Annotated in this window: 23 protein-coding genes; 18 read left to right on the top strand and 5 right to left on the bottom strand. The window is 74.8% G+C overall.

The features are described 5' to 3' along the window. Nucleotides 1-6 precede the first annotated feature (6 nt). A complete protein-coding gene (locus AC2TEW_RS05125) occupies nt 7-1362 on the bottom strand; it encodes a GH1 family beta-glucosidase (protein WP_484622096.1) in 1356 nt (451 codons plus the stop codon). Between the two features lie 278 nt (nt 1363-1640). Then, nucleotides 1641-2225: a TetR/AcrR family transcriptional regulator gene (locus AC2TEW_RS05120; protein ID WP_484622095.1), complete on the bottom strand. Its 585-nt coding sequence runs from the start codon at nt 2223-2225 to the stop codon at nt 1641-1643. Nucleotides 2226-2321: 96 nt separating this feature from the next. Between AC2TEW_RS05120 and AC2TEW_RS05115 the strand changes: the two genes are divergently transcribed. Next, a complete protein-coding gene (locus AC2TEW_RS05115; RefSeq protein ID WP_484622094.1) occupies nt 2322-3122 on the top strand; it encodes an SDR family NAD(P)-dependent oxidoreductase in 801 nt (266 codons plus the stop codon). Between the two features lie 94 nt (nt 3123-3216). Here AC2TEW_RS05115 and AC2TEW_RS05110 read toward each other — a convergent pair whose 3' ends face one another. Further along, complete coding sequence (locus tag AC2TEW_RS05110) at nt 3217-4194, bottom strand: Lrp/AsnC family transcriptional regulator (RefSeq protein ID WP_484622093.1); 978 nt, start codon at nt 4192-4194, stop codon at nt 3217-3219. 119 nt (nt 4195-4313) lie between these two features. On the opposite strand from AC2TEW_RS05110, the gene AC2TEW_RS05105 reads away from it, so the two are divergent. Next, a complete protein-coding gene (locus AC2TEW_RS05105; protein ID WP_484622092.1) occupies nt 4314-5774 on the top strand; it encodes a carboxylesterase/lipase family protein in 1461 nt (486 codons plus the stop codon). A gap of 159 nt (nt 5775-5933) precedes the next feature. Here the strand turns inward: AC2TEW_RS05105 and AC2TEW_RS05100 are convergent, their stop codons facing one another. Next, the gene (locus tag AC2TEW_RS05100) at nt 5934-6455 is read right to left on the bottom strand and encodes a PadR family transcriptional regulator (protein ID WP_484622091.1); all 522 of its coding nucleotides are present in this window, start codon (nt 6453-6455) and stop codon (nt 5934-5936) included. Nucleotides 6456-6637: 182 nt separating this feature from the next. Between AC2TEW_RS05100 and AC2TEW_RS05095 the strand changes: the two genes are divergently transcribed. The 5 genes from AC2TEW_RS05095 (at nt 6638) to AC2TEW_RS05075 (ending at nt 11028) form a co-directional block, all read left to right on the top strand. Beyond that, a complete protein-coding gene (locus AC2TEW_RS05095; protein WP_484622090.1) occupies nt 6638-7306 on the top strand; it encodes a TMEM175 family protein in 669 nt (222 codons plus the stop codon). A gap of 289 nt (nt 7307-7595) precedes the next feature. Beyond that, the gene (locus AC2TEW_RS05090) at nt 7596-8114 is read left to right on the top strand and encodes a hypothetical protein (RefSeq protein ID WP_484622089.1); all 519 of its coding nucleotides are present in this window, start codon (nt 7596-7598) and stop codon (nt 8112-8114) included. Between the two features lie 125 nt (nt 8115-8239). Further along, nucleotides 8240-9094, top strand: coding sequence for a DUF4097 family beta strand repeat-containing protein (locus tag AC2TEW_RS05085; protein WP_484622088.1), 855 nt, complete (start codon nt 8240-8242; stop codon nt 9092-9094). Between the two features lie 159 nt (nt 9095-9253). Next, entirely contained in the window at nt 9254-10240 is a 987-nt protein-coding gene (locus AC2TEW_RS05080; RefSeq protein WP_484622086.1) for an ATP-binding cassette domain-containing protein, read from the top strand. Next, nucleotides 10237-11028, top strand: coding sequence for an ABC transporter permease (locus AC2TEW_RS05075; RefSeq protein ID WP_484622085.1), 792 nt, complete (start codon nt 10237-10239; stop codon nt 11026-11028). The genes AC2TEW_RS05080 and AC2TEW_RS05075 overlap by 4 nt, the downstream gene beginning before the upstream one ends. A gap of 90 nt (nt 11029-11118) precedes the next feature. Here the strand turns inward: AC2TEW_RS05075 and AC2TEW_RS05070 are convergent, their stop codons facing one another. Beyond that, nucleotides 11119-12003: a helix-turn-helix transcriptional regulator gene (locus AC2TEW_RS05070; RefSeq protein ID WP_484622084.1), complete on the bottom strand. Its 885-nt coding sequence runs from the start codon at nt 12001-12003 to the stop codon at nt 11119-11121. Nucleotides 12004-12184: 181 nt separating this feature from the next. Here AC2TEW_RS05070 and AC2TEW_RS05065 point away from each other — a divergent pair, with 181 nt between their 5' ends. From AC2TEW_RS05065 to AC2TEW_RS05015, 11 genes are all read left to right on the top strand, one after another. Continuing rightward, complete coding sequence (locus AC2TEW_RS05065) at nt 12185-12412, top strand: hypothetical protein (protein WP_484622083.1); 228 nt, start codon at nt 12185-12187, stop codon at nt 12410-12412. A gap of 423 nt (nt 12413-12835) precedes the next feature. Further along, nucleotides 12836-14494 carry an NAD(P)-dependent oxidoreductase gene (locus tag AC2TEW_RS05060; RefSeq protein ID WP_484622082.1) on the top strand — a complete coding sequence of 553 codons (1659 nt, stop codon included), beginning with the start codon at nt 12836-12838 and terminating at the stop codon, nt 14492-14494. Then, nucleotides 14491-15666 carry a Gfo/Idh/MocA family oxidoreductase gene (locus AC2TEW_RS05055; RefSeq protein ID WP_484622081.1) on the top strand — a complete coding sequence of 392 codons (1176 nt, stop codon included), beginning with the start codon at nt 14491-14493 and terminating at the stop codon, nt 15664-15666. Before AC2TEW_RS05060 ends, AC2TEW_RS05055 begins: the two co-directional genes overlap by 4 nt. After that, nucleotides 15663-16928, top strand: a complete 1266-nt coding sequence (locus tag AC2TEW_RS05050; protein WP_484622080.1) for a B12-binding domain-containing radical SAM protein — start codon at nt 15663-15665, stop codon at nt 16926-16928. The genes AC2TEW_RS05055 and AC2TEW_RS05050 overlap by 4 nt, the downstream gene beginning before the upstream one ends. A gap of 31 nt (nt 16929-16959) precedes the next feature. After that, nucleotides 16960-17796, top strand: coding sequence for a phosphotransferase (locus AC2TEW_RS05045; RefSeq protein WP_484622079.1), 837 nt, complete (start codon nt 16960-16962; stop codon nt 17794-17796). A gap of 10 nt (nt 17797-17806) precedes the next feature. Continuing rightward, nucleotides 17807-18880, top strand: a complete 1074-nt coding sequence (locus AC2TEW_RS05040) for a Gfo/Idh/MocA family protein (RefSeq protein WP_484622078.1) — start codon at nt 17807-17809, stop codon at nt 18878-18880. 11 nt (nt 18881-18891) lie between these two features. Next, a complete protein-coding gene (locus tag AC2TEW_RS05035; protein ID WP_484622077.1) occupies nt 18892-20109 on the top strand; it encodes a cytochrome P450 in 1218 nt (405 codons plus the stop codon). Nucleotides 20110-20120: 11 nt separating this feature from the next. Further along, the gene (locus AC2TEW_RS05030) at nt 20121-20978 is read left to right on the top strand and encodes a class I SAM-dependent methyltransferase (protein WP_484622076.1); all 858 of its coding nucleotides are present in this window, start codon (nt 20121-20123) and stop codon (nt 20976-20978) included. Nucleotides 20979-21732: 754 nt separating this feature from the next. Next, nucleotides 21733-24015: a peptidase domain-containing ABC transporter gene (locus AC2TEW_RS05025; RefSeq protein WP_484622075.1), complete on the top strand. Its 2283-nt coding sequence runs from the start codon at nt 21733-21735 to the stop codon at nt 24013-24015. Continuing rightward, on the top strand, nt 24003-25376 hold the full coding sequence (locus tag AC2TEW_RS05020; protein ID WP_484622074.1) for a condensation domain-containing protein: 1374 nt from the start codon (nt 24003-24005) through the stop codon (nt 25374-25376). Before AC2TEW_RS05025 ends, AC2TEW_RS05020 begins: the two co-directional genes overlap by 13 nt. Before the next feature lie 50 nt (nt 25377-25426). Next, nucleotides 25427-25696 (top strand): acyl carrier protein, encoded by a 270-nt coding sequence (locus AC2TEW_RS05015; RefSeq protein WP_484622073.1) that lies wholly within the window; start codon nt 25427-25429, stop codon nt 25694-25696. The last annotated feature ends 6 nt before the right edge of the window (nt 25697-25702 follow it).

The raw sequence follows: 25702 nt of genomic DNA, 5'->3' as shown, positions 1-25702 counted from the left end.
CCAGATCTACCTACCGTGCCGCGCCCGTTGGGCACCGATCAGGTCGCGGTACCACGCGTACGACGCCTTCGGCGTGCGCACCTGCGTCCCGAAGTCGACGTGGACCAGTCCGAAGCGCTGGTGGAACCCCTCCGCCCATTCGTAGTTGTCGAGGAGCGACCAGGTGTAGTAGCCGCGGACGTCGACGCCTTCGGCGACGGCGGCGGCCACGGCGTCAAGGTGGCCGGCCAGGTAGTCGATGCGCGGCTGGTCCTGGACTGTGCTGTCGGCGGCAAGTTCGTCGGCGACGGAGCAGCCGTTCTCGGTGATGGTGATCGGCGGGAGGGCAGTGCCGTAGCGGCCGCGGAGGCCGGTCAGGAGTTCCCGCAGGCCGTCGGGGACGACGGGCCAGCCGAAGGCGGTACGGGGGACGCCCTCGATCGGGGCTTCGGCGAAGGGGAGGCCGGGGTCGGTGGGGGCGGCGATGCGGGTGGGGTTGTAGTAGTTGACGCCGAGGCCGTCGAGGGGGGTGGCGGCGATGAGCTTGAGGTCGCCGTCCTGGACGCTGCCGCCGAGGTCCTCGCCGACGCCGAACGCCGACAGGTCGGGGTAGCGCCCGAGCAGCAGCGGATCGGTGAACAGGCGGTTGTGGAGGGCGTCGTAGGCGGTGGCGGCCGCGGTGTCGGCGGGGTCGTCGGTGGCCGCTCGGACCGGGGTGAGGTTGTTGGCGATCATCACCTCCAGGCCGCGTTCGCGCAGCGCCGCGGCGGCCAGTCCGTGGCCGAGGAGCTGGTGGTGGGCGGCGGGCAGGGCGTCGAGCATCAGGGCGCGCCCGGGGGCGTGGATGCCGAGGGCGTAGCCGTACACCATGTGCACGAAGGGCTCGTTGAGGGTGATCCAGGCGGGGACGCGGTCGCCGAGCCGGTCGGCGACGATCGCGGCGTACTCGGCGAAGCGGTACGCGGTGTCGCGGTTCAGCCAGCCGCCGCCGTTCTCCAGGGCCTGCGGGAGGTCCCAGTGGAAGAGGGTGGGCAGCGGGGTGATGCCGGCGGCGAGCAGGGCGTCCACCAGGCGGTCGTAGAAGGCGAGTCCGGCCGGGTTGACCTCGCCGGCGCCGGTGGGCTGGACGCGGGGCCAGGCGATCGAGAAGCGGTAGCCGTCCAGCCCGAGGCCCTGCATGAGCGCGACGTCCTCGGGATACCGGTGGTAGTGGTCGCAGGCCACCGCCCCGGTGTGGCCGTCCCGGACGGTGCCGGGGCGGGCGGCGAACGTGTCCCAGATGGAGGCGCCGCGGCCGTCCTCGTCCACCGCCCCCTCGATCTGGTAGGCGGCGGTGGACACGCCCCAGCGGAAGTCGGACGGGAGGTCGAGGCGGTTCGGCATGGTCGGACTCCCAGCTCACGGTGGCGATCGACGGGAACGCAAGAACACGAGGAATGCTCATGTTAGTGCGCCGCCGCTGAAACGCCAGCCCCGGCAGCTCAGTTCAAGGCTGCGAGTGCTCAGCTGCCACCAGGCCCCGACCGGGACCGACACGGACGGCGCGCCGATCATGGAGCCGATCAAGCCGTCCCCGACGTAGCTGATGTCGGGACCTCGGCCGGCCTGTGATCGCCCGCAGGGCGGCGGTCCGGCAGCGGTCCGGTGCGGCGGCCGGTGGCTCAGCGCCCGCCGTCGCGGACCGCGACGAGGCACTGGTCGTAGAGTCCGGCCAGGTCGAGCCGCCCCTCACCGGCGGCCCAGAGTTCGGTGGCGGTGTCGACGCAGGCGAACACCGTCGCGACGATCGCCCGCGCGCGCGGGTCGCGGGCATCGGGGTCGAGGCCGAGGCGGGCCTGGACGACGGGGACGAGGTCGGCCTGCCAGCGCAGCCGCTTCTCGACGTAGCGGGCGCGCAGGGACGGGGTCTCGAAGATCAGCCGGGACAGCTCCAGGGCCCGCTGCGGGGTGTGCTCGGCGGTGAGGATCGTTTCGAACCCGGCCCGCAGGGCGTCCCAGACCGAGACCTCGGCGGGCTGCAGTTCGACCGTGCGCCGCAGCAGTTCGCCGAGCGCCTCCTGGTCGCCGCAGACCAGGTCCTCCTTGGTGCCGAAGTAGCGGAACAGCGAACGCTGCGAGATCCCCGCCTCCCGCGCGATCTGCGCGATCGTCGTCCGCTCGTAGCCCTGCTCCTCGAAGAGCCGGAGCGCGGTGTCGAGGATCTCCTGGACGGCGGCCTGCCGCGAGCGGTCCCACAAGGTCGTCATGGCGACAAGACTACCCCGCACTGGACAGCGACCGCCTACCTGGCATTAACTGCCAGGTAGACAGCGACTGCAGCGACTGCAAAACAGGAGAGCGTCATGACAGCCGTCGACTACCACGGACAGACCACCCTGATCACCGGCGCCAGCGCGGGCCTCGGCGCCGAGTTCGCCCGCCGGCTCGCCGCCCGCGGCTCCGGCCTGGTCCTGGTCGCCCGCCGCCGGGATCGCCTGGAGGAGCTCGCCGTCGAGCTGCGCGAGCGCCACCACGTCGAGGTGCACGTACTCGCGATGGACCTGGCCACCGACCGCCCCGGCCGGGCCCTGGCCGACCAGCTGGAACAGCTCGGCCTGCACGTCACCAGCGTCATCAACAACGCCGGGTTCGGCTCCTTCGGCCCGTTCCACCAGGCGGACCCGGACCGCCTGCACCAGGAGATCGCCGTGGACGTGACCGCGGTGGCCGACATCAGCCGCGCCTTCATCGGGCAGCTCCGGGCGTCCGGGCGCGGGGTACTGGTCAACGTCGCGAGCATGGCCGCCTACCAGCCCAACCCCAGGATGGCGCTCTACGGGGCGACCAAGGCCTTCGTGCTGAGCCTCACCGAGGCGCTGTGGGAGGAGTCGCGCGGCACCGGACTGCGGGTCCTGGCCCTGTCCCCCGGCGCGACCCGGACCGAGTTCTTCGAGGTCGTCGGCACCGACCGGGCCGCCGGCGGCACCCGGCTCGCCTCCCCCGCCGACGTCGTGAGCACCGCGCTGGCCGCCCTGGACCGCAGGAACCCGCCGCCCAGCGTCATCGCCGGACGGCTGAACCGGGTCATGGCGTCCTTCGCCCGGCTGGCCTCCCGACGGCAGCTGGTCCGGGCCGTCGGCCGCATGACCGCGGCGCAGGCCTGACCGCGGCGCAGACGTGACCGCGGCGCAGACGTGAGCGCGGCGCAGACGTGAGCGCGGCCCGGCCGGAGCGGGGACCGGCCGCGCCGCCCGGGTGTCAGCTCGCGGACGTCCGCAGCCGGCCGGTGCGTTTGACCGAACTGAGGATCCGGGTGACCTCCACGCCGTGGATGCCGCCGATCGGCCCGACGGTGCCGGTCAGGAAGGTGTAGAGCCCGGGCAGGTCGGCCGCGGCCACGGCGACCAGCAGGTTGGCGGCGCCGGTCGTCGCGGCGGCGAACCGCACCTGCGGGTGGCGGCTCAGCCCGTCGCCCACCTCCTCCAGGCTGCCCGGGCCGGTGGTGATCCACAGCAGCGCCTCGGCGTGGATGCCGAGCAGGCCCAGGTCCACCTCGCAGGCCAGCCGCACCACCTGGCCCGGGACGATCAGGTCCAGGCGCCGGCGCACCGTCGACGCCGAGGTGCCCAGCGCGGCCGCGAGGTCGTCGAGGGTGGCGCGGGAGTCGGCGGTGAGCCGCTCGATCAGCGGCTCGTCCAGCGGGTGCGGGTCCGGAGCCGGGCGGGGTTCGCCGCTCAGGGGCGCCAGCGCCCCGAACTGATCGGCGGTCAGCAGGCCCGCGCTCCACACGAAGCCCGCCGGGAACACCCTCATCAGGTCGTACGCGTCCCAGGACCGGACGCCCGTGGTGGCGGGCAGGTCCCGGAGCAGCAGCGCCGCCCTGGCCTGCGGCCCGTCCAGGAACAGCACGGCGCTGACCTCGTCGCCGCCGCCCAGGATGTCGACCCAGACGCTGTCGGGCCGCCGTGCCAGCGCCGCGGCGATCGCCGTGATGCGGCTCGGCCGGCACCGGATCCGCAGGGCCACCGGGGTCAGCCCAGGGAAGCGCAGCGGGTTGCGGACGGCCGTGGGCCGCAGCGTGCCGTCGTGCAGCAGCGGAGCCGCCCGCCGTACGACCGTGCGCTCCGAGAGCCCGAGGGTGCGCGCGACCGTCCGCCAGGACGCCCGCGGCGACGCCATCAGCACGGCCGCGATCCGCCGGTCCGTCCCGTCCAGCTCCTGTCGTCGGTGTCCCACATCCGTCAGAATTCCACGCCGTGCGGCGCACAATCCCTGGACTCGGCCGGCTTCCCGTACCTTTCCGCCCTCCGACGGTAGACCTGGACCATAGCACCGCGGCCAGGAAGGTGACACCGATGACCCTGATCGAACGATCCGTCGCACACCCCGAGTCGGGCAGTGTCCGGGGCACCGTCGAGGACGGGATCGCCGCGTTCCGCGGCATCCCCTACGCGGCCTCCCCCGTGGGGGAGTTGCGCTTCGCGCCGCCCGAGCCGCACCCGGCCTGGCCGGGCGTGCGGGAGGCGGACCGGCCCGGTCCGTCCGTCCCGCAGGACCCCTCGCGGCTCGAGGCGGTGATGGGCCGCCGCACGCCCGACTGGGACGAGGACGGCTGCCTCACCCTCAACGTGTGGACCCCCGCCCTCCCGGCCGGCGGGACCGGACCGGGCGCCCTGCCGGTCCTGGTCTGGTTCCACGGCGGCGGTTTCACCAGCGGCTCGGGCGGCTGGGACTGGTACGACGGCCGGCACCTGGCAGCCGCCGGCGGGATCGTCGTCGTCACCGCCAACTACCGTCTCGGGCCGCTCGGTTACCTCCATCTTCCGGACCTCGGCAGCGAGAACCTCGGTGTGCAGGACCAGGGCGCCGTGCTGGCCTGGGTGCGGCGCAACATCGGCGCCTTCGGCGGCGACCCCGGCAGTCTCACCGTCGGCGGGCAGTCCGCCGGCGCGTTCTCCGCCCTCCACCTCGCACTGTCCCCGGTCACCGGCGCGTGGATCGGCCGGGTCATCGCCCAGAGCGGCCCGTTCGGGCTCGCCCCGCAGGACCCGGACACCGCGCACGACCACGCCCGGCGCTTCCTCGGCCTGCTCGGACTGGACGGCGTGCGCGACCCGCGGCCCGCGCTGCGCGCCGTCCCCGCCGGCCGGCTCCTGACCGCCTACCGGCAGCTGTCCCGGGACCTCGCCCGCCCGGGCGACGTCGCCCCGCCGATGTACCCCGTCCTCGGCGCCGCCGGGATCCCCGCGACCTGGCAGCGGGCGCTGGCCGGGGGACGGCTCGACGGCAAGGACCTGCTCACCGGCACCACCCGCGACGAGATGACCGCGTTCTTCGCGTCCGACCCGCGCCTGCGCGACGCCACCACGGACCGGGCCCGTCCGATCGCCGCCGCGATGGCCGGTGACGGCGGCGAGCGGTACGACCGCACCGCCGCCCGGCTCGGCGCGGCGACGCCGGGCGAGGTCCTGACCGAGCTCGGCGGCGAACTCCTGTTCCACGACGGCACCTTCGCCATCGCCGGGCACCACGCCGCGGCCGGGAACCCGGCGTACGTCTACCGGTTCGACGCCGCCCCGGCCGACGATCCGGCCCGCCTCGGTGCCACGCACTGCGCCGAACTCCCGTACTTCTTCGACACCTTCGCGGCCTACCCGGACAGTCCCATGCTCGGTCGGCCCACCCCTGCCGCCCGGTCGCTCGGCCGCACCTTCTCCCGCGCCGTGGCCAGCTTCGTCGCGACCGGCCGGCCCGCGGCCGACGGCTGGCGCCCGTACGAACCGGCTTCCCCGGCAACGGTCCGCCACTTCGGCTGAGCCGCCGTACCCGGGCCGACCGGCCAGGGGCGGGTGACGGCCGGTCGAGCACGTCCGGCGCGTCCCGTGGGAAGGCCCGGGAGGTGACACCCGTGCGGCCGGCCGGGGGTCCGTCGGTGGTGTCGGTGGAGCGGTCGGGGTCCGCGCAGCCGGCCGCGCTCAGAGGTGCTCGGTCAGGCGTTCGGCCGCCCAGTCCGCCCACTCCTCGGCCGACTTGGAGCCGCGGATCCCGAACTCCAACGCCAGCCACTGGCAGACCTGGGCCGGATCCCCGCGCCACTCGGCGCCGTCGCGGAGGCTCTCGAGGAAGGCGTGGCGCTCCTGGTTGCGGCGGGCGAACTCCTTGAGGTAGGCGGCGCCCTCCTCGCGCGGCAGCGACCACAGGAAGAACACCCGCAGCAGGGCGGCGCTGCGGTACGCGCTCTCCGCCCCCGGCCCGGTCATCCACTCCCGCAGTTCGGCGCGCCCGGTGTCGGTGATCCCGTACTCGCGGCGGTTGCGCGCGCCGACGCCGGTGACCTCGATCAGGCCGGCCTCGCTGAGCTTGCCGAGCTCCCCGTAGACCTGGCTCGGCTTCGCCGGCCAGACCATGGCGAGCGTCGTCTCGAAGCGCTTGTTGAGGTCGTATCCGCTGCTGGGGTTCTCGGCCAGCAGGCCCAGGATCGCGTGGCGCAGGCTCATGGTTCGCACTCTACCGGGGCCGACCGTTCAGAACTGGACAGAACTCTCTTGACCGGTCATTCTTTCACCGTCCAACTTTTGACTGTGGCGGCCGCCGGAAGCACCGACCGGGCCGCGGCCACCGCGGCCACCGCCGACACCACCGACACCACCGACACCGAGAGCCGGAGGAAGACCCCGCCATGGCCGACACAGCCGCCACCCCCGCAGGTACGGGACAGCACGGGCCCGGCACCACCGAGCTCGTCAGCCCGGAGCGCCTGATCTACTTCTCCGACGCCGTGATCGCCATCGCCATCACGCTGCTCGCGCTCGAGCTGCCGGTCCCGACCGGGGGCGTCCACGGCAACGACGGGCTGCTGGACTTCCTGCGCGAGCACCTGACCGAGTACGTGGCGTTCCTGATCAGCTTCACGGCCGTCGCCATGCACTGGCTGTTCCACCAGCGCCTGTTCCGCTACGCGAAGGGGGTCGACGGCGGCGCGATCCGGTGGAACCTGGCCTGGCTGCTCATGATCGTCATCACCCCCTTCGCCACCAAGCTGCTGACCGCCGAGGCCGACGCGTTCCAGGTCCAGTTCACCGTCTACGCCGCCAGCCAGGCCCTGGCCGGCGTCTTCCTCCGGCAGGCCTTCGCCTCGGTCCGGCGCGCCGGCCTGCTGCGCGAGCACACCCCGCCCGCGGCCGTCGCCGACACCCTGGCCTGGGTCACCGCCGTCACCGTGACCTTCTCGGTCTCGGTACCGCTCGCACTGGTCACCCACTCGGCCTCGCTGTGCTGGCTCCTGCTCCCGGCGGTCCGGTTCGCCCTGCACCGGGCCGGCCGCCCGGGGCGCGCAGCCAGGGCCTGACCACGGCGGCACCGCTCCGCCGCCGACCCTGCGGAGCCGCGCGACAGCATTCGGCATCGGATGGCGCCAGGTGACACCACCTGGCGCCATTTGGCTCCCCCTGGCACCACTTGGCATCACTTGGCGCCATCTGGCGCCACTCCTCACCCCATGGCACACCCGGGCGCCACCCGCCCCGCCGCCCCACGCATCACATCTCCGCAGGTCAGAGCCGCTACCACCGATCCGACCCCGAGCGGCGCCGCCATGACGCTTGCGCATGGCGCCAATGTGGTGCCATGATGGCGTCATGGACCTCAGCCCGTATGTCGCCACCCTCCGCCGCGAACTCGCGGTGGCCGCCGAAGCCGGCGGGGACGACGCCCGCGCCCTGGCCGAGCGGCTGCTCGCCCCGCTGGAGTCGGCGACCCGTCTGACCATGCTCAACGTGCTCTCCGCCGCGATGGACGAGATCACCCGCGAACTCGCCCCCGGCTCGGTCGACGTACGGCTGCGGGGGCTCGACCCCGACTTCGTGGTGACCCCGCCGCCCGCCTACAGCGGCGCCACGGAAGCCGGCCCCGTGTCCGCCGAGCCGCTCAGGGCGCCCCTGCCCGCCGACGGCGACGAGGGCGGCACCGCACGGGTCAACCTGCGCCTGCCGGCCCACCTCAAGGCGCGCGCCGAGGAGGCGGCGGGCCGCGAGGGGCTGTCGGTCAACGCCTGGCTGGTGCGCGCCGTGTCGACCGCGGTCGACGGCGGCCCGCAGCCGGCCGCGACGGCGAAGACCCGGACCGTCGGACAGAGCATCACGGGCTGGGTGCGCTAGCCCCACCGCCCGACCCGCACCCGCCCGGCCCACACCACCACACCCGCACCCGCACCACCTCATCTCACCTCCCACCACGTCCCACCAGCGGGGACGTCACCAAGACCCATGAGGACGGGACAGCCATGCCTTCTTTCGACACCCCCGAACCGATCTCGGTCACCGCGCACGTGGAGGCCGGCTCCATCCAGTTCACCGCCGGCGACCGCCGCGACACCGTCGTCGAGGTGCGGCCGCGCGACCCGAAGAAGGACCTGGACGTGCGGACGGCCGACCAGACCGAGGCCGTCTGCACCAACGGTGTCCTGACCGTCCGGACGCCCAAGCCCAATCCGTACCTGCTCGGCCTCGGCCGCACCGGCACCGTCGACGTCACGGTCGAGCTGCCCGCGGGCTCGCAGGTCGACCTGACCGGCGCCTGGACCCTCGTGTTCGGCGAGGGCCGGCTCGGCGAGGTCCGGGTGAAGACCTCGTCCGGCGACGTCCGCCTCGACACCACCGGGCCGCTGAAGCTGACCGCGTCGCACGGTTCGATCACCGTGGACCGGATCGAGGGCGCGGCCGAGATCACCACCAGTTCCGGCAGCCTGCGCGTCGGGGCCATCGAGGGCCCGGCCGTCCTGAAGAACTCGCACGGCACGACGACCGTCGGCACCGCGGCCGGCACCCTCCGGGTGAGCGGGGCCAACGGCGACATCGACATCGCCCGCGCCGCCGACTCGGTCACCGCCACCACCGCCCACGGCACCCTGCGGGTCGGCGAAGTGGCGCGCGGCAGCGTCCAGTTGGAGACCTCCTACGGCGCGATCGAGGTCGGCATCCGGCCGGGCACCGCCGCCTGGCTCGAGGTGCACTCGGGTTCGGGCCAGGTACGGAACTCGCTCACCACGTCCGGGACGCCCGAGGACACCGAGGACACCGTCGAGGTCCGCGCCCGCACCCGGCACGGCAACATCGACATCCTGCGCGCCAAGGCCTGACCGACAGCCCTCCCCACCCGCAGCCCCGCCCCGCCGGCGCCCCGCCCCGCCCGCAGCCCGCCGCACCCGCGCCCGCGCCCCGCCCCGCTCCCCCGCCCCACCCGTAGCCCCACCTGTCACCTCAGCCCTCGATCGGAGAGGCACATGCCCACTTCTGTCATGCCCACGTCCAGCAGGAGCGCCGACCCGCAGTCGCCCGCCGCCGTCTCCGCGGTCGGTCTGCGCAAGTCCTACGGCGACAAGAGCGTGCTCGACGGAGTCGACCTGTCCATCCCGGCCGGGACCGTGTTCGCCCTGCTCGGGCCGAACGGCGCCGGCAAGACCACCGCCGTCAAGATCCTCTCCACCCTGATCGGCGCCGACGGCGGGCAGGCCCGGGTCGCGGGCCACGACCTCACCGCCGACCCGCAGTCGGTCCGCGCCGCGATCGGCGTCACCGGCCAGTTCTCCGCCGTCGACGGCCTGATCACCGGCGAGGAGAACATGCTGCTGATGGCGGACCTGCACCACCTCCCGCGCAGCGAGGGCCGCCGGGTCGCCGCCGCCCTGCTGGAGCAGTTCGACCTGACGGCCGCGGCGAAGAAGCCCGCCTCCACCTACTCCGGCGGCATGAAGCGCCGGCTGGACATCGCCATGACCCTGGTCGGCAGCCCGCGGATCATCTTCCTCGACGAGCCCACCACCGGCCTCGACCCGCGCTCCCGCCACACCATGTGGCAGATCATCCGCGGCCTCGTCGCCGACGGTGCGACCGTCCTGCTCACCACCCAGTACCTGGAGGAGGCCGACCAACTCGCCGACCGCGTCGCCGTCCTGCACAACGGCAGGATCGCCGCCGAAGGCACCCCGGACGAGCTCAAGCGGCTGATCCCGGGCGGGCACGTCCGCCTGCGCTTCACCGACCCGGCCGCCTACCGCACCGCCGCCGCCGCGCTGCCCGACGCCACCCGCGACGACGAGGCGCTGGCCCTGCAGCTCCCCGGCGACGGCAGCCAGCGCCACCTGCGCGCCGTCCTCGACCGGCTGGACGGCGCCGCCGTCGAGGCCGACGAGCTGACCGTCCACACCCCCGACCTCGACGACGTGTTCTTCGCCCTCACCGGCACCACCGACATCCCCCACCAGTCCGAGGAGAACGCCCGATGAGCCAGCTCGCCCTCGCCGTCCGCGACTCGTCCACCATGCTGCGGCGCAACCTCCTGCACGCCCGGCGCTACCCGTCGCTCACCCTGAACCTGCTGCTCACGCCGATCATGCTGCTGCTGCTCTTCGTCTACATCTTCGGCGACACCATGAGCGCGGGCCTGGGCGGCGGGCCGGCGGACCGCTCCTCGTACATCGCGTACATCGTGCCGGGCCTGCTGCTGATGACCATCGGCAGCACCGTGGTCGGCACCGCGGTCTCCGTCTCCAACGACATGACCGAGGGCATCATCGCCCGCTTCCGCACCATGGCGATCCACCGCCCCTCGGTGCTCGTCGGGCACGTCGCCGGCAGTGTGCTGCAGTCGGTCGCGAGCGTGGTCCTGGTCGGCGCGGTCGCAGTGGCCATCGGCTTCCGCTCGGTGCACGCCACGGCCCTGGAGTGGCTGGCCGCGTTCGGGCTGCTGGCCCTGTTCGCCCTGGCGTTCACCTGGATCGCCGTCGGGATGGGGCTGATCAGCCCGAACGCCGAGGCGGCCAGCAACAACGCGCTGCCGATGATCCTGCTCCCGCTGCTGTCGAGCGCGTTCGTCCCGGTCCACTCCATGCCCGGCTGGTTCCAGCCGGTCGCCGAGTACCAGCCCTTCACCCCCGCGATCGAGACGCTGCGCGGCCTGCTGCTCGGTACCGGCATCGGGCACAACGGCTGGCTCGCCGTCGGCTGGTGCCTGGCCCTCACCGCCCTCGGCTACCGCTGGTCCACCGCCACCTTCAACCGCGACCCGAAGTAACCCGCACGGCACACCCCCCGTCCCCCCGCCGGCCCGGCGGGGGGACACAGGTCGTTGGCGCCGCTCCCCCGTCACGGTCATGACGGAGGGTCAGGCGGGGTGGAGCTCGTCCTCCGGGGAATCGAGGAGCCCGGTGCGGGTGGCGATGACGGCGGCCTGGAAGCGGCTCCCGGCGCCGAGGCGTTCGAGGATGTCGGCGACCCGGCGACGGACGGTACGCAGGGACATCCCCAGGCGGCGGGCGATCGTCTCGTCCTTGAGGCCGGCGGCGAGCAGTCTCAGCAGGGTGGCGTCGATGTCGCGGGCGGCCTGCCCGAGGGCTTCGGCGCCGAGCGCGGTGGGGTCGACGTAGACGCTGGCGTGCGTCCAGGCCTGTTCGAAGATGCCCCGCAGGTAGGCGATGAGGTGCGGTTCCCGGACGACCAGGGCGCCCCAGGTGGTGGTGTCGGTGGGCAGGAAGGCCACGGTGTCGTCGAAGACGATGAGGCGGCCGAAGAGTTCGTGGGCGGTCCGGTACTCGCCGCCGAGGGCGGTGGCGGCGGCGACGTAGACCTGGGTGGGGCCGTGGAAGCGGACCGAGTGCTGCTGGAGGGTGCGCATCCTGATGCCGCGTTCGAGCAGGGCGCGGTCGCGGGCCAGCGCCGGTTCGAGGTTGGCGGGGTTGCGGGAGACGTCGCCGGGCTGGCAGGCGATGACCTCGTGGCGGCAGCGGGCGGCCTCCTGTTCCAGCAGCGCGTGGACGGCCGCGCTGTCGGGCAGCAGGGTCACCGCGTCCGCGTCGCCGCCGGGCGCAGCGGGGCGGGTGAGGAGGGTGGCGCGCTGGATGTCCTCGTGCAGGGCGGCCAGGCGCTGCTGGTGGGCGGCGGTCTCGGCGGCGATGCGGGCCTCGAACTCGGCGGCGAGGTCCGCCAGGGCGGTGTGCGGGGGCAGGGGGTCGCCCTCGTCCCGGCGCAGCTCGCCATGATTGTCCGTCATGTCTGTTTCGCTCATTTCCTCCCCCTGTCTTGTTGGTGCCCTGACACTTTAATGACGGGCGTCGTGCCTGGTCGGTTGATCGTGCACGGGAAACAATCCAGACATCGGCAGCGAACGCGGTCTTTTCGTCGGCCTCGCCGTTCGCGCCCGCACCACGACTTTTGATCTGAGGGATCCTGCTTTGAACCGTCTCCTGAGCACCGCCGCCGGCGCCGTCACGACCCTGATCGCCCTGTCCGCCCTGGCGGTCCCCGCCACCGCCGCCACCGCCGCGCCGGCGCCGCGCGCCTCGGAGGTCCGGGAGCAGCACCCCGACCCCGCGCAGCCGCACCGCGTCGGCAGCGTCCTCAACACGTCCTGGGGTGACTGCTGGCGCGGTCCCGACTGCGGCAACCGCGCCAGCCAGTAGCGGCACCCAGGGCCCGTCCGGCGGACCCGCGCGCCCCTCTCCATTCGCAGCCGCCCGGCCGCCTGCTGACGAGGCGTCGACCGCCCACGGCACGACGGCCCCCGGCCGTGCCGCGCCCGCGCCGTTCCGCGTGCGTGAGCCCTCCGCCCGCCCGGGCCCGAGCGGCCCGCCCCGGCCCGAGCAGCCCGCGCGGCCGGCCGGCCGTCGAACGGTCCGCCCCAGCCACCTGAACGCACCGCCCCCGTCACCGCTGCGCGCGGAGCCGCGCACCCGGGTGCGCCCGTTCGTCATGCCCCGATCCGAGGAGACCGCTTTGACTGCTCTGCCCCTGCGTGCAAACGCGTGGCTCCGCCCGGCCGGCGCCGCGGCCCGCGCACCGTGGGACCCGCCGCGGACCTCCGGCACCCGTCGGGAGGTGGCCCGGTGACCGCCGAGGTCGTCACGGCCGCCCCCGGAACCCGGCGCGGCGACGCCGACGGTGCACCGGACGGCCTCCGGCTGGTCGAGGCGGTGACGGGACCGGCCTCGCCCGCCGAGGTGCGCGACGCCGTCGCGCAGGTGCTGGGCCCGCGCCTGGCCGCGGCGGCGTGGCACACGGCCGACGGCCCGGACGGCCAGCCCCGCACCGTCGACCTCCGGCTCGACGGACACCGCGTCCGGCTGGCCCTGGAGCCGGCCGCACCGGCCCGGCACCGCACCCTCGACCCCGTGGTGCCGGAGCCCGCGCTGTGGCGGACCGCCGTCGAGACGGACGCCCCCGCGGGCACCGAACTGCCCGCAGCGGTACGGGAGGTCGTCGCCGCGGTCCGCGAGCGGGCCGACCGGCTCACCGACGCGGAGAGTGCCGCCGTGTGGTCCGCGATGCCGTTGCTCCGTCACTTCGCGGGCCGGGGACCCCGAATCGACGGCTGGGCCTTGGTCTTCCGCGACCACTACGTGGAGAACAGCGTCGGCTTCCTGCTCGCCGCCGAGCGGGCGGGCATCCCGCGCGAGTGGATCTACGCGCTGGCCAAGGGGGACCGCACCTCGGGCCGGCACCGGGTGCACGCCTGGTTCCGCGCCCGCGGCTACCGCAGCGCCGTCCTCGACAACTCCGTCATCGACGGCACCGCCCCCGGCCAGGAGGTCGCGGCCGCGCAGCGGGTCGCCGCCGACGTGGACCGCTTCATCGCCGCCGCGCACCGGGCCGGCCGCCGGGTGCTGGTGATCGACGACGGCGGGCTGCTCGCCCGCGGTCCGGGCGCCGCCCGGCTGGTGGGCGAGCCCGTGGACGCCGTGGTCGAGCTCACGGTCAGCGGTCTCAAGCGGATCGGCGCCGGACCACTGCCCGGCGTGCCGGTGTTCAACGTCGCCCGTTCCCAGCTGAAGAGCCTGCTGTCGTACGAGGAGATCGCCGACTCCTGTCTGCGGCGGCTGCGCGAGCTGGTGCCGGGGCAGAAGTTCATCGGGCGGCGGGTGGTCGCCGTGGGGTTCGGCACGCTGGGTTCCCGGCTGGCCCGCCGGCTGCGCTCGCTGGGCTGCCGGGTCACCGTGGTGGACCGGGACACCCTGGCCCTCGTCCAGGCCGCCGAGCAGGGCTTCGAGACCGAGCCGACGCTCGCCGCCGCCCTCCGCCGCTGCACCCCCTTCCTGGTGACGGGCAGCACCGGCGAGGCACTGCTCGGCCCGGAGGAGCTGCCGCTGCTGCCCGACGGGGTGCTGCTGGCCGGCTTCGCGACCAAGGACTTCAGTCTGCTGAGCACCGGCGGCGCGGGCACCGTCGAGTCGGTGCTGACCGGTGTCGGGGTCCGCCACCGCCTGCCCGGCGGCGGGGTGGCGACGCTGCTGGGGGACGGCCGTTCGCTCAACCTGTTCGAGTACGAGGGCATCCCCAACTCCGGCTACGACGCCTACCGGGCGGGCACCCTGATCGCGGTCCGCGAACTGTGCCACCGGGCCGACGAACTCGCCCCGGGCGTGCATGTGCGCGAGGTCGACGAGGCCATCCGGGCGGCGGGCCTGTACGAGGCGTACTACGACACGTACATCGCCGACACGGCCGCCCACCGGACAGGTCCCGCCGCGGCGGAGCCGCGCCCGTGAGCGGGGACGCACCCGTACCGGGCGGGCGTGCCTGCGTCATCGGGTACGGCAGCGTCGGGCGGCTGCACACCGAGGTCCTCACCCGGCTGGGGCTGGAGGTCGGCGTGCTGGACCCGGACCCGGCCCGGCGCCCCGGCCCGGGGGTCGCGTGGTGGCGGGGCATCGGGCAGGTCCCCGACGTCCGCGGCATCGACGTCTGGGTGGTGTGCACCCCGACCCACACCCATCTGCCGGTGGTCGCCTCGGTGCTGGCCCGGGACGCCGCCGCGCGCATCGTGGTGGAGAAGCCCGCCTGCCGGGCCGCCGAGACCACGGCGTTCACCGACCTGCTCGCCACCCGGCCGGCGGCCCGCGTCGTGGTGGTGAACCAGTACCGCGAGGCCGCCGTGCTGGCCTCGCTGGCGCGGCTGGTCGCCCGCGAGGCGCCGGGCGAACCGGTCCGGGCGGTACGCGTCGCGTTCACCAAGGACCGCCGGCCCGACGTCGCCCGGGGCCGTTTCGTCGACCGGGACCACGGCGTCTTCGGCTACGAGTGGCTCCACATGCTCGCGGCGCTCGGCCAACTCCTGCCCGCCCCCGCCTACGACGCCTACCTGCGCGGCCCGGTGGAGCCCGGATCGCTGCTGGTGGCGCCCGACCCCGCCCTGCTGCTCGCCGCCGCGCACGAGCGCAGCACGGTGGACGGGGTGGCGGTGGAGCTGTTCTCCACGGTGGCGGGCGACGGCGCCGAAGGCGTACTCCCCCGGCCCGCCTGGACCCGCGGCTACCCCAAGGCGATCGGGGAGCGGCAGCGCCTGGTCCGGGTGGAGACGGCGTCCGCCCGCTTCACCGCCGAACTGGAACCGCTCGGCGGGCCCGCCCGCGGGCAGGTCCGCCGGGACGTGCACCGGATCACCGTACGGACCCCGGGCGGGGACCGCCGGCTGGAGGTCGTCGACCCGCTCATCGGCAGCGCCTGGACCGGCATGCTCACCGCCCTGGCGGCCGACGACTGCCCGCCGCCGGACCTGCGCACCCTGCACCGGATCGCCGCCCTGCTCGGCACCGTGTGGCCGCAGGCCGCCGGTCCGGCGCTGGTCGGCGCCGACCGGGCCGGGCCGCCGTCCCGCACGGGCCGCCCGCCCGGCCGGCCGGCCGGGTCCGTCCTCACGTCCCGACAGGAGTCCGCATGACCCAGGTGTGTTTCGTCGTCCCCCAGGACGAGTTCGAACGCCACTTCCTCCAGCAGCCGTTGGACGTGCTCAACGCCGCGGCGGTACTGCAGCGGGACGGGCTGGCGGTGAGCCTGTGGGACCGCCGGCTGGACCCGCTGCCCGCCGGCGGGGACACCCCCGACCTGGTGGTCGTGGTGACCGCCGTCGCCGACCGGGCCCAGTGCTACCCCCTGGACCTCAGCCCGGTGAAGGACGCCGTCGCCGCCGTCCGCTCCCGGTGGCCCGGCGTGCCGGTGCTGGCCTGCGGACCGCACGCCACGCACCTGCCGCAGGCCTGCCGGCGCGAGCTGGGCGTCGACTTCGTCGCCCGCGGCGAGGCCGACTCGGCCGCCGTCCAGGCGGTCCGCGACGTCCTGCACCGCCGCGCCCTCACCCCGGTGCTGCCCGCGGCCGGCACCTACCCGGACCTCCCCGTCGACCAGTGGCCGCTGCCCGCCTACGAGTTGACCGACCCGTCGGCCTACACGGCGGAGGTGGTGATCGACGGGCGGACCCGCCGCGCGCCCTGCGGCCTGGTGATGGGCGTCCGCGGCTGCAGCTACGGCTGCTCCTTCTGCCACCTGCCCTTCGGCGCCCGGATGCGGGACCGGCCGGTCGCGCAGACGCTGGCCGAGACCGCCGCCCTGCAGGCCCGCGGCACCGAGTCGGTGTTCTTCCTGGACTACGTCTTCGGGCTGCACCGGACCTTCTACGACGAGCTGTGCGACGGCCTGGCCGGCTCCGGCCTGGAGTGGACCGGCCAGACCCGCGCCGAGGTGGTGCTGCGCACCGACGTCCGGCACTGGGCGGACGCGGGCTGCCGCGGCATGTGGCTGGGCGCGGAGTCCCCCGGCGTCGCCGACACCGGCGTCGGAAAGCGGGTGCCGCCGCAGAAGGTGTCCGAGGCGATCGACAAGCTGGCGCAGGCCGGCATCAAGCCGTTCGCCTTCGTGCTGCTCGGCCTGCCCGACGACCCGGCCTGCGCCAACGGCGAGCTGGTCGACTGGGCGGCCTCGCTGCCCGCGGACTTCGGGCTGAACCAGCTGGTGCTGCGGCCGGGGACGGCGCTCTACGACCGGCTCGCCCCGCAGTACAACGACGGGCGCACGCCCGTCTCCTGGGCCGAGGTCGCCGAGGTCACCCGGCGCTACCGCCAGGCGTACCCGACGGACCTGGACGCCCAGTGGGACCGGCTCACCGCCCTGCCCAACTACCTGGGCAACGCCATGGCGGCGGCATGAGGCCCGCCGGGGCGGCGGGAGGTGCGGGCGCATGAGGGACGGCGAGGAGCACACCGGGATGTCGACCGTGCGGCGCGTCGGAGCCACCGTGCGCCGCACGCCCGGCCCGTGGACCCCCGCGGTCCACCGGCTGCTGGGCCACTTCGAACGCGTCGGCTTCGGCGGCGCCCCCCGGGCGCTGGGCATCGACGCGGACGGCCGGGAGGTGCTCCGGTACGTCGAGGGCGAGGTCCCGCGGGGCACGCAGGTGGCGGACCTGCCGGACAGCGCGGTGTTCGAGGTGGGGAGGCTGATGCGCCGGATGCACCGGGCCGCCGACGGCTTCTCCCCCGCGCCCGCCCGCTGGGCCCACCCGCCGGCCCCCGCCGACGGGGAGGCGGTCGTGTGCCACAACGACATCGCCCCGCGCAACACCGTCTTCGTGGCCGGCCAGCCGGTCGCCTTCGTCGACTGGGACGCCGCCGGGCCCGGCACCCCCGAGTGGGACCTGGCCCAGGCCGCCTGGCAGTTCGCGCCCCTGACCGACGACGCCGGCTGCGCGGCGCTCGGCTGGCCGGCCCCGCCGGACCGCGGCCACCGCTTCCGCCTGCTGGCCGACGGGTACGGGCTGGCGGCGGACCGCCGCCCGGGCCTGGCCGCGCTCGCCGCGACCCGGATCCGCTTCACCGCGGACCTGATCCGGCGGCAGGCGGCGGCGGGCGAACCGGCCTTCGTCCGCCTGGTGGAGTCGGGCCTGGCCGACGGCGTCGACCGCGACGCCCGCTGGACGCTGGCGCACCGCGACGCGCTCGCCGCGGCCCTGCTGGACGGCGCCCCGCTCGACGGTTCCCGGCCCGCCGCGTCCGACCCCCGTCACCCCGCCCGCTAGGAGGCACAGGATGCTCAGATTCGGCATCATCGGCGCCGGGGTGATCGGCAGAGTCCACGCCCGGACGCTCGCCCGGCTGCCGGGACGCGCCACCCTGGTGGCCGTCGCGGGCCGCAGCCCGGACCGGGCCCGCGCCCTGGCGGCCGAGCACGGCTGCACCTGGCACTCGTCGGTACGGGACCTGCTGGCCCGGCCCGACCTGGACGCGGTCTGCATCTGCGTGCCCAGCGGCCTGCACGCCGGGATCGGCGAGGCCGCCCTGCGGTCGGGCAAGCACGTCCTGGTGGAGAAGCCGCTGGAAGTGAGCCTGGCCGCGGCCGACCGGCTGATCGGGACGGCCCGGTCCACCGGCCGCACCCTGGGCGTGGTCCTGCAGCACCGCTTCGACCCCGCCGCCCGGTACCTGCACGACGCGGTCCGGGCCGGCACGCTGGGCGCCCTGACCTCCGCGCACGCCGAGGTGCCGTGGTGGCGGTCGCAGGGCTACTACGACTCCGGCCGCTGGCGCGGCACCGCCCGCCTCGACGGCGGCGGCGCGGTCATCAACCAGGGCATCCACACCCTCGACCTGCTCGGCTGGGTGATGGGCGAGGCGGTCGAGGTCACCGCCCGCACCGCGCTGCTGGCGCACCGCGGCCTCGACGTGGAGGACACCGCCGCGGCCGTGGTCCGGTTCGCGAACGGCGCGCTGGCCACCGTTCTGGCGACCACCGCGGCCTACCCGGGCCGCACCGCCCGGCTGGCCGTCCACGGCACCCGCGGCTCCGCCGTCCTCGACGACGACCGGATGGCCTACTTCCACGCCACTGCGGACGGCGACAGCGCCGACCCCTACGGCGCGTACGGCGCCGGCGACCACAGCGCCGGCCTCCCGCTGCGCTACGACGACGAACGCGACCCCACCGGGATGCCCGCCGCACCCCACCGCGACCAGCTGGCGGACTTCTGCGACGCCGTCGAGGACGGACGTCCCCCCGCGGTGAGCGGGCCGGAGGCCCGCCGCTCACTCGCCCTGACCCTCGCCCTGTACGAATCCGCGCGCACCGGACGGACCGTGCGTCCGGACGGAACCCGCGCACCATGAAGGAGAGTTCGATGCCCGGACCGGACCTCGCCGACCTGCTGTACGGCGACTACTCCGCGGCGGATCCCCGGGAGGCCCTGCGGGCGCTGGCCACGGTCGCGGCCCTGCCGGACCCGCGCAGCGGCGCGCTGCTGGTGACCGGCCACGAGCTGGTCCGGGAACTGCTGCTGGACCCGGGGCTGACCAGCGCCCCGCCGGGTGACCCGCTGGCCGGCACCGGCCTGTCGGAGCAGCAGCTCGCGCTGCACCGGCCGGTCAGGGACTTCTTCGGCCGGTGGCCCGTATTCAGTTCCGGGCCGTACCACCAGGAGGTCCGCGCCCGGATCCGGCCGGCCCTCGACCGGCGGAGCACCGCCGCCCTGGTCGCGCGGCTGGAGGGCGACTGCCGGGACCTGCTGGCCGGGCTGCGGGACGCAGGCGGGGAGTGCGACTGGGTCGCCGGGTTCTGCCGGCCCTACTCGCTGTCCCTGCTGGCCCGGCTGTTCGGCACCGGCCGGGACCGGATGGAGGACCTCGCGCAGGCGGCCGACGGACTGATGGCCTACCTGGCCAAGCCCAGGTCGTACACCGACGACGACCTGGCGCGCACGGCGGCCGCCTCGCTGGACCGGGCCCGGACCGAGGTGCGGGAGCACATCCTGGACCGGGCCGAGGGCGAACTCGCCCTGACCCTGCGGGAGATGGCCGACGATCCCCGGCTGGGGCCCGATGTCGCGGTCGCGGTGACCACGCAGATCGTCACCGGCACCATCGAGCCGCTGGCCGCCGTCCTGACCGAGGCGGTCGTGCGGGGCGGCGAGCAGTTCGCGGCCGCCGGACCGGCGGACGGATCCGCCGCCGCGCAGCGGGAGTTCACCGACGAGGCGCTGCGGATCAGCTGCCCGTTCCGGTTCGCCCCCCGGTACGCCGTGCGGGAGATGGAGATCGCCGGCCACCGGGTCGCAGCCGGGCAGCGGGTCATGCTGGTCCTCGCGTCGGCGAGCCTGGACCCCGCCGTCTTCCCGGATCCGCTCGCCTGGCGCCCGGGCGCCCGCGAGGCCCGCCCGCTGGCCTTCGGCGCCGGCTCGCACTTCTGCGTCGGCGCCCCCTTGGCGCGCGGCGCGACGGACGCCCTGTGCCGGGTGCTCGCGGCGGACGGCATCCGGGTGAGCCACGACCCCGCCACCTTCGCGCGCGCCCCGCACCTGGGCTCCGAGCGCATCCTCGGGCTTCGCGTCCGCATCCACTAGGAGTCTGCCCCGTGCACCGTCCCCTCCCCGCCCCGCCCGACGGCGACCGCATCGCCGGGCTCTTCGACCGCGCCGCGGCCGGCTACGACCGCGTGGGCATCGACCTGTTCCCCGCCGCGGGCCGTCTGCTGGTGGCGCACGCCCGCATCGCCGCGGGCGAGCACGTCCTCGACGCCGGCTGCGGCACCGGCGCGAGCCTGTTCCCGGCCGCCCGCGCGGCCGGGCCGCCGGGCAGCGTGACGGGCATCGACGCGTCCCCGGAGATGATCGGACGCGTCCGGCAGCAGGCCGCCGAACAGTGGCCGCACCCGCTGCGCACCTACGTCGGCGACCTCGAGGACCCGGACCCCGGGGCGCTGCGCCCGCCGCCCGGCGGCTACGACGCCGTCCTGGCGGGCATGGTGCTCACCTTCCTGCGCCGGCCCGACCGGACCCTGCGCGGCTTCCACGCGGCGCTGCGCCCCGGCGGGCGGCTGGCGCTCTCCTGGTGGGGCCCGGAGCCGCCCGGCTGGGACGGCGTGGTCGAGGCGACCCGGCCGTTCGGCCCGGGGACGCCCGAGGAGATCGAGCGCGGCGTACCGGGACAGCGCAGGGCGCCGGCCCCGGAGTCGGTCCGGGAGCTCGCGCTCGCCGCGGGCTTCACCGGCGTCGAGCTGCACCAGGAGCGCCTGGCGGCCTCGTTCCGGGACACCGACCACTGGTGGGCGTGGATGTGGTCCACCGCCGCGCGGGCGTTCTGGGAGAGCGTCCCGCGCGACCGCCTGCCGGCCGCCCGCGCGGCGGCCGAAGCGGCCCTGGCACCGCTGCGCGCCGCCGACGGCACCCTGCCGTACGTGCTCACGGCGCATTTCGCGGTCTGCCACCGCTGATCCCCCCACCCTCAGGAAATCCGTTCGACCGCACGGCCGGCGCCGCCGGGCCGGAATTCACGAATTCCCGCCCGGCACCTCCGGCCATTTCGGCATGTCAATTTCCGGAACGCCCAGGAATTTCCGGAGAATGCCATTCGGGACTTGCAGATCCGGTTCGGACGGATCTATGGTTCTGACATCCGGTCAGCCGGACCGGAGATGGTGAAACACCATCGATCCGCGCTTCTTTCCGCCTCCTGGCCTGGTGCCGCCGCAGCCTTCGGCCGGCCGCCGGCCCCCAGACGGCCATTTCCGAGGAAATCGAGGAAACCGCCGCAGGCGCAGCGATTCCCGGCCCGTGGGCGCGAAGAAGCCACACCCGAGAGGAAACGTCATGAACAACTTCGACGACATCGACATCACCGAGCTCTCCGACGAGGAGCTGGACGACATCGTGGGTGGCCAGTTCGCCATCGCCGCGCACTGCGTCATCTGACACAGCACCACCTGGCGCCGCGTCGTCCGACGCGGTCTTCCCGGGCCGGGCGGTTGATCCCGCCCGGCCCGTGGCGGCGGAGCCGACTCCGCCGCCTGTGCGTCCCGCCGGCGGGACGCACCCGGTGCCGGGGGGGAGGTGGGGAAGGTGTTCCATCCCACCCCACCAAAAAAGAGGAGGGAGTTTCTCCCTGCCGGTGAGACACACCTGGTTCCGGTGTGGGTAGGGAGTTCTTCCCCGACACACGCCGGCGACGCACGGAGAGGGAGCGGATCGATGACCGGTGAATCGCGCTTCCGGCCCGAGGCGCTGGAACACCACCGCAGGCGCGACGGGCTGGGGCCGGTGCTCGGCCACTCCCCCGCCCCGCCCCGCCCCCGGGGCCTCACCGAACGGCTGAAGGCCGCCCGTACCCGCCTCCCCGGCCGCCCGGGCGCCGACCGGCTGACCGTCTGCTTCCAGACCCAGGTCAGCGACTGCGGCCCGGCCGCCCTGGTGACCGTGCTGCGCCAGCACGGCGTCGAGGTCTCCCTCGACGCGATCCGCGCCCGCGCCGACTCCGGCCGCAACGGCGCCTCCGCCCGCACCCTGCTGGAGATCGCCCGCGAGTACGGCGTCAAGGGCCGCGGCGTACGCGCCGACCTGGACGCCCTGCGCCGGCTGCGGCCCGGCGCGATCCTGTTCTGGAACTTCAACCACTTCGTCGTCCTCGCGGGCGCCGGCCAGGACCACGTGGACGTCGTCGACCCCGCGTACGGGCGGCGCCGGCTCAGCCGGGCGGCCGTCGCGGAGTCCTTCACCGGCGTGGCGCTGGAGTTCGACCCGCCACTGGCCGGTACCGCGAAGGCCGGCCGCGGCGCGGAGAGCGGCAGCCCCTGGCGCCGGTTGCGCCAATTCCTGCCGGGCCGCCGGGAGCTGGGCCTGCTGGTCGCGGCCTCGGTCGCCCTGATGGCCTTCGAGCTGGCCCTCCCGCTCACCGCCGGGATCCTGGTCGAGCGGGTGGTGCCCGACGGCTCCGCGGTCACCCTGTGGGGTGCCGGGGCGCTGCTCGCCGCGGTCGCGGTCCTCTTCCTCCTGCTCCAGCTGGCCAGGTCGGTCCTGGTCGCCGAGCGGCAGGCCGTGATCGAGAAGCGGCTCACCCTGGGCATCGTCGACCACCTGGCCGACCTGCCCTACGACTTCTTCACCGTGCGCAACCCCGGTGACCTCGCGATGCGGGCCCGCGCCAGCAACGTCCTGATCCAGGTGCTGAGCGTGACCGCGGTCTCGGCCGTGCTGGACAGCCTGCTTGTCCTCGCCTACCTGGTCGCGATGGTGCTGGCCGATCCGCCGCTGGCCGCCCTGGTCGCCGCCCTGGTCGCCGTCCAGGCGGGTCTGCTGGTGGTCACCTGGCGACGGCAGACCGAGCTGAGCCAGGAGGTGCTGGAACGCCAGACCAAGGCGCAGGAGGAGCTGGTCGAGATGCTGGAGAGCATCTCCTCGCTCAAGTCCAGCGGCCTGGAGGGCCTGGCCGCGGAGCGCTGGTCGCACACCCTGGTCCACGAGGTCAACAAGCGCCTCGGTGCCCGCCGCAACCTCGCCCTGTTCACCTCCCTCAGCCGCACGGTCCAGTTCGGCGCCCCGCTCGCCGTCCTGCTCGCGGGCGTCCGGCTGGTGCTGACCGGCCGTGACTCGCTGGGTGAGGCGCTGGGGTTCATGACCCTGACGATCGCCCTGTTCATCCCGCTGCAGGGGATGTTCGACGCCGGGTCCCAGCTCGCCGCCGTCCGGCCCACCCTCGCCCGGCTCGACGACGTGCTGCGGGCCGCCCCCGAACCGCGTGGCGCCCTGGTCGGCACGGGCGTCGCCGAACCGGGCAGGATCACCGCCGAAGGGGTCTCGTTCCGCTATCCCGGAGCCCCCAGGCCCACCCTCACCGACATCCGGCTGGACATCCGGCCGGGCCAGTTCGTGGCGGTCGTCGGCCGCTCCGGCTCCGGCAAGTCCACCCTCGGCATGCTGCTGGCCGGGCTGTACGTCCCCACCGGCGGTGCCATCACCGTCGACGGCATGCCGCTCGCCGAACTCGACCGGCCGACCTACCGGCGCCGGATCGGCTACGTCAACCAGAACGCCCACCTGTTCGGCGGCTCGATCCGCGACAACATCCTGCTCGGCAGCGAGGACATCGGCGAGGAGGACCTCAAGACCGCCGTCCGGCTGGCCCACGTCCACCGCGAGATCACGGCCATGCCGATGGGCTACGAGACCCTGGTCGCCCCCGGCGGGCACGGGATGTCCGGCGGCCAGCGGCAGCGGATCGTGCTCGCCCGCGCCCTGGCCAAGCAGCCGAAGCTCGTCATCCTCGACGAGGCGACCAGCGCCCTCGACCCGGCACTGGAGGAGTCGATCATGCGCGACCTGCTCGCCGCCGGGATCACCGTCGTCGTCATCGCCCACCGCCTCACCGTCCTGGACGACGCCGACCAGGTCATCGTCATGCGCGACGGCCGGATCGTCGAAGCGGGCCCGCCCGCCGCCCTCAGGGAGACCGGCGAGGAGTACCTGTGCCTGACCTGACCCCCGTCCGGCCCGCGCCCGGCACCCCCGCGCCCGGCACCCCCGTCCCGTTCACCTACGAGCAGGACTGGTTCCACACCAAGACCCGCACCAGCACCTGGGCCCACAAGAACGTCCGGCACGGCTTCGAGATCCTCGGCGACCTCGACACCGACGCCCTGCTGACCGCGGTCCGCGCCTTCGTCACCCGGCACGACGCCCTGCACCTGCAACTGCCTGCCGACCCCGGCCCAAATCCCGAGCAGTGGACCCGGCCGATCGGCGCGGGCGAAGAGGTCGTCGAGGGCCAGAAGGTCGCCGCCGCCTCGCCCGCCCAGTTCTCCCGCTACGCCTCGGCGCTGCTCTCCCGCGACTGCATCACCCCCTGGCGGTACGGCGGGCAACGACCGTTCACCATCCGCCTGCTGCGCTACGACGAGAGCCGCCACGCCCTGCTCGCGACCTTCCAGAACCTGGTCTTCGACGGGCGGGCGCACCACCTGTTCGCCCACCAGGTCTGGCGCGACTACGAGGCGGTCCGGCGCGGCGAGCAGGTCCCCGACAGCGCCCCGTCGTTCGCGGCGGCCGCCGCCCGCCAGCGGGCCGGCACCACCCCGGCCCAGCGGGACCGGGCGCTGGCCGACTGGCGCGAACGCCTCGGGTTCCTGGCCCGCGACCCGTGGACGCGCCCGGCCGGCGCGCCCGTCAGCGAGAGCGGCACGCTCCGCGCCGAGCTGGACGCCCGCACCACGGAGATCCTGCGCCGCGCCTGCGCCGAGCGCCGCCTGAGCCTGCTGCAGTGGACGGTCGGCACCTTCGTCCACGCGCTGGCGTCCTGCACCGGCCGGACCGAGCTGGGCCTGTGGACCTCCATGGACTCCCGGCCGTCCCGGGACCAGGACGTGGTCGGGATGTTCGCCGCCTCCTGCCCGCTGGTGGTCACCGACTCGGCCGGCGACCCCGACGCGGTACGCGGGCAGGTCCGCGCCCAACTGCTCAACGCGCTCAAGCACCAGCGGCTGACCGCGCAGGAGATCACGGCGCTGACCCGGGAGACCGAGGCGCGGCACGGCGTCCCGGTCCGCCGCGACCTCTACCTCAACCTGCGCCGGTTCGACGGCACCTACGCCGCCCACCGCGACACGGGGCCGCTCCGGATCACCGCCGACGCGTACGGGCTGCGCCGGCTCGCCGTCACGGACATCCATGCACTGCACCTGCGGTGCGCCGAGTACCGCGACCGCCTGACCATCGGCCTGCGCTTCGACGGGCGGCGGGTGGGCCGGCCGCTGGCCCGCACGGTCCTGCAGGACGTGCTCGCCGCCGCCGACACGCTCGCCCTGGACCACCGGCTCACCCTGGACCACCGGCTCACCCGCTGAGCAGGCCCGCTCCCGCCGTCCGGGCCGACCGCCACCCCTTTGGAGATGCCATGCCCCACCCGCCGATCGACGCCGTCCTGGCCGCGGCGAGCGAGGTGTTCGGCCGCCGGGCCGAACCGACCGACGACTTCTTCGCCCTCGGCGGCGACTCCATCACCGCGGTCGAACTCGCGGTCCGGCTGGAGGAGCTGCTGGGCGTCGAGGTCGACACCGAACTGATCGTCGGGCTCGCGGACTTCACCGCCCTCGCCGCCGCCCTCGCCGCCGCGCCGGCCGCCCGCGCACAGACCGCCCCCGCCCCGTCGACCCCCCAGCACTGAGGAACC

The organism is Kitasatospora sp. NEAU-CNBT7, from assembly GCF_057220535.1.
This window is presented reverse-complemented; position numbering and strand designations above follow the sequence as displayed.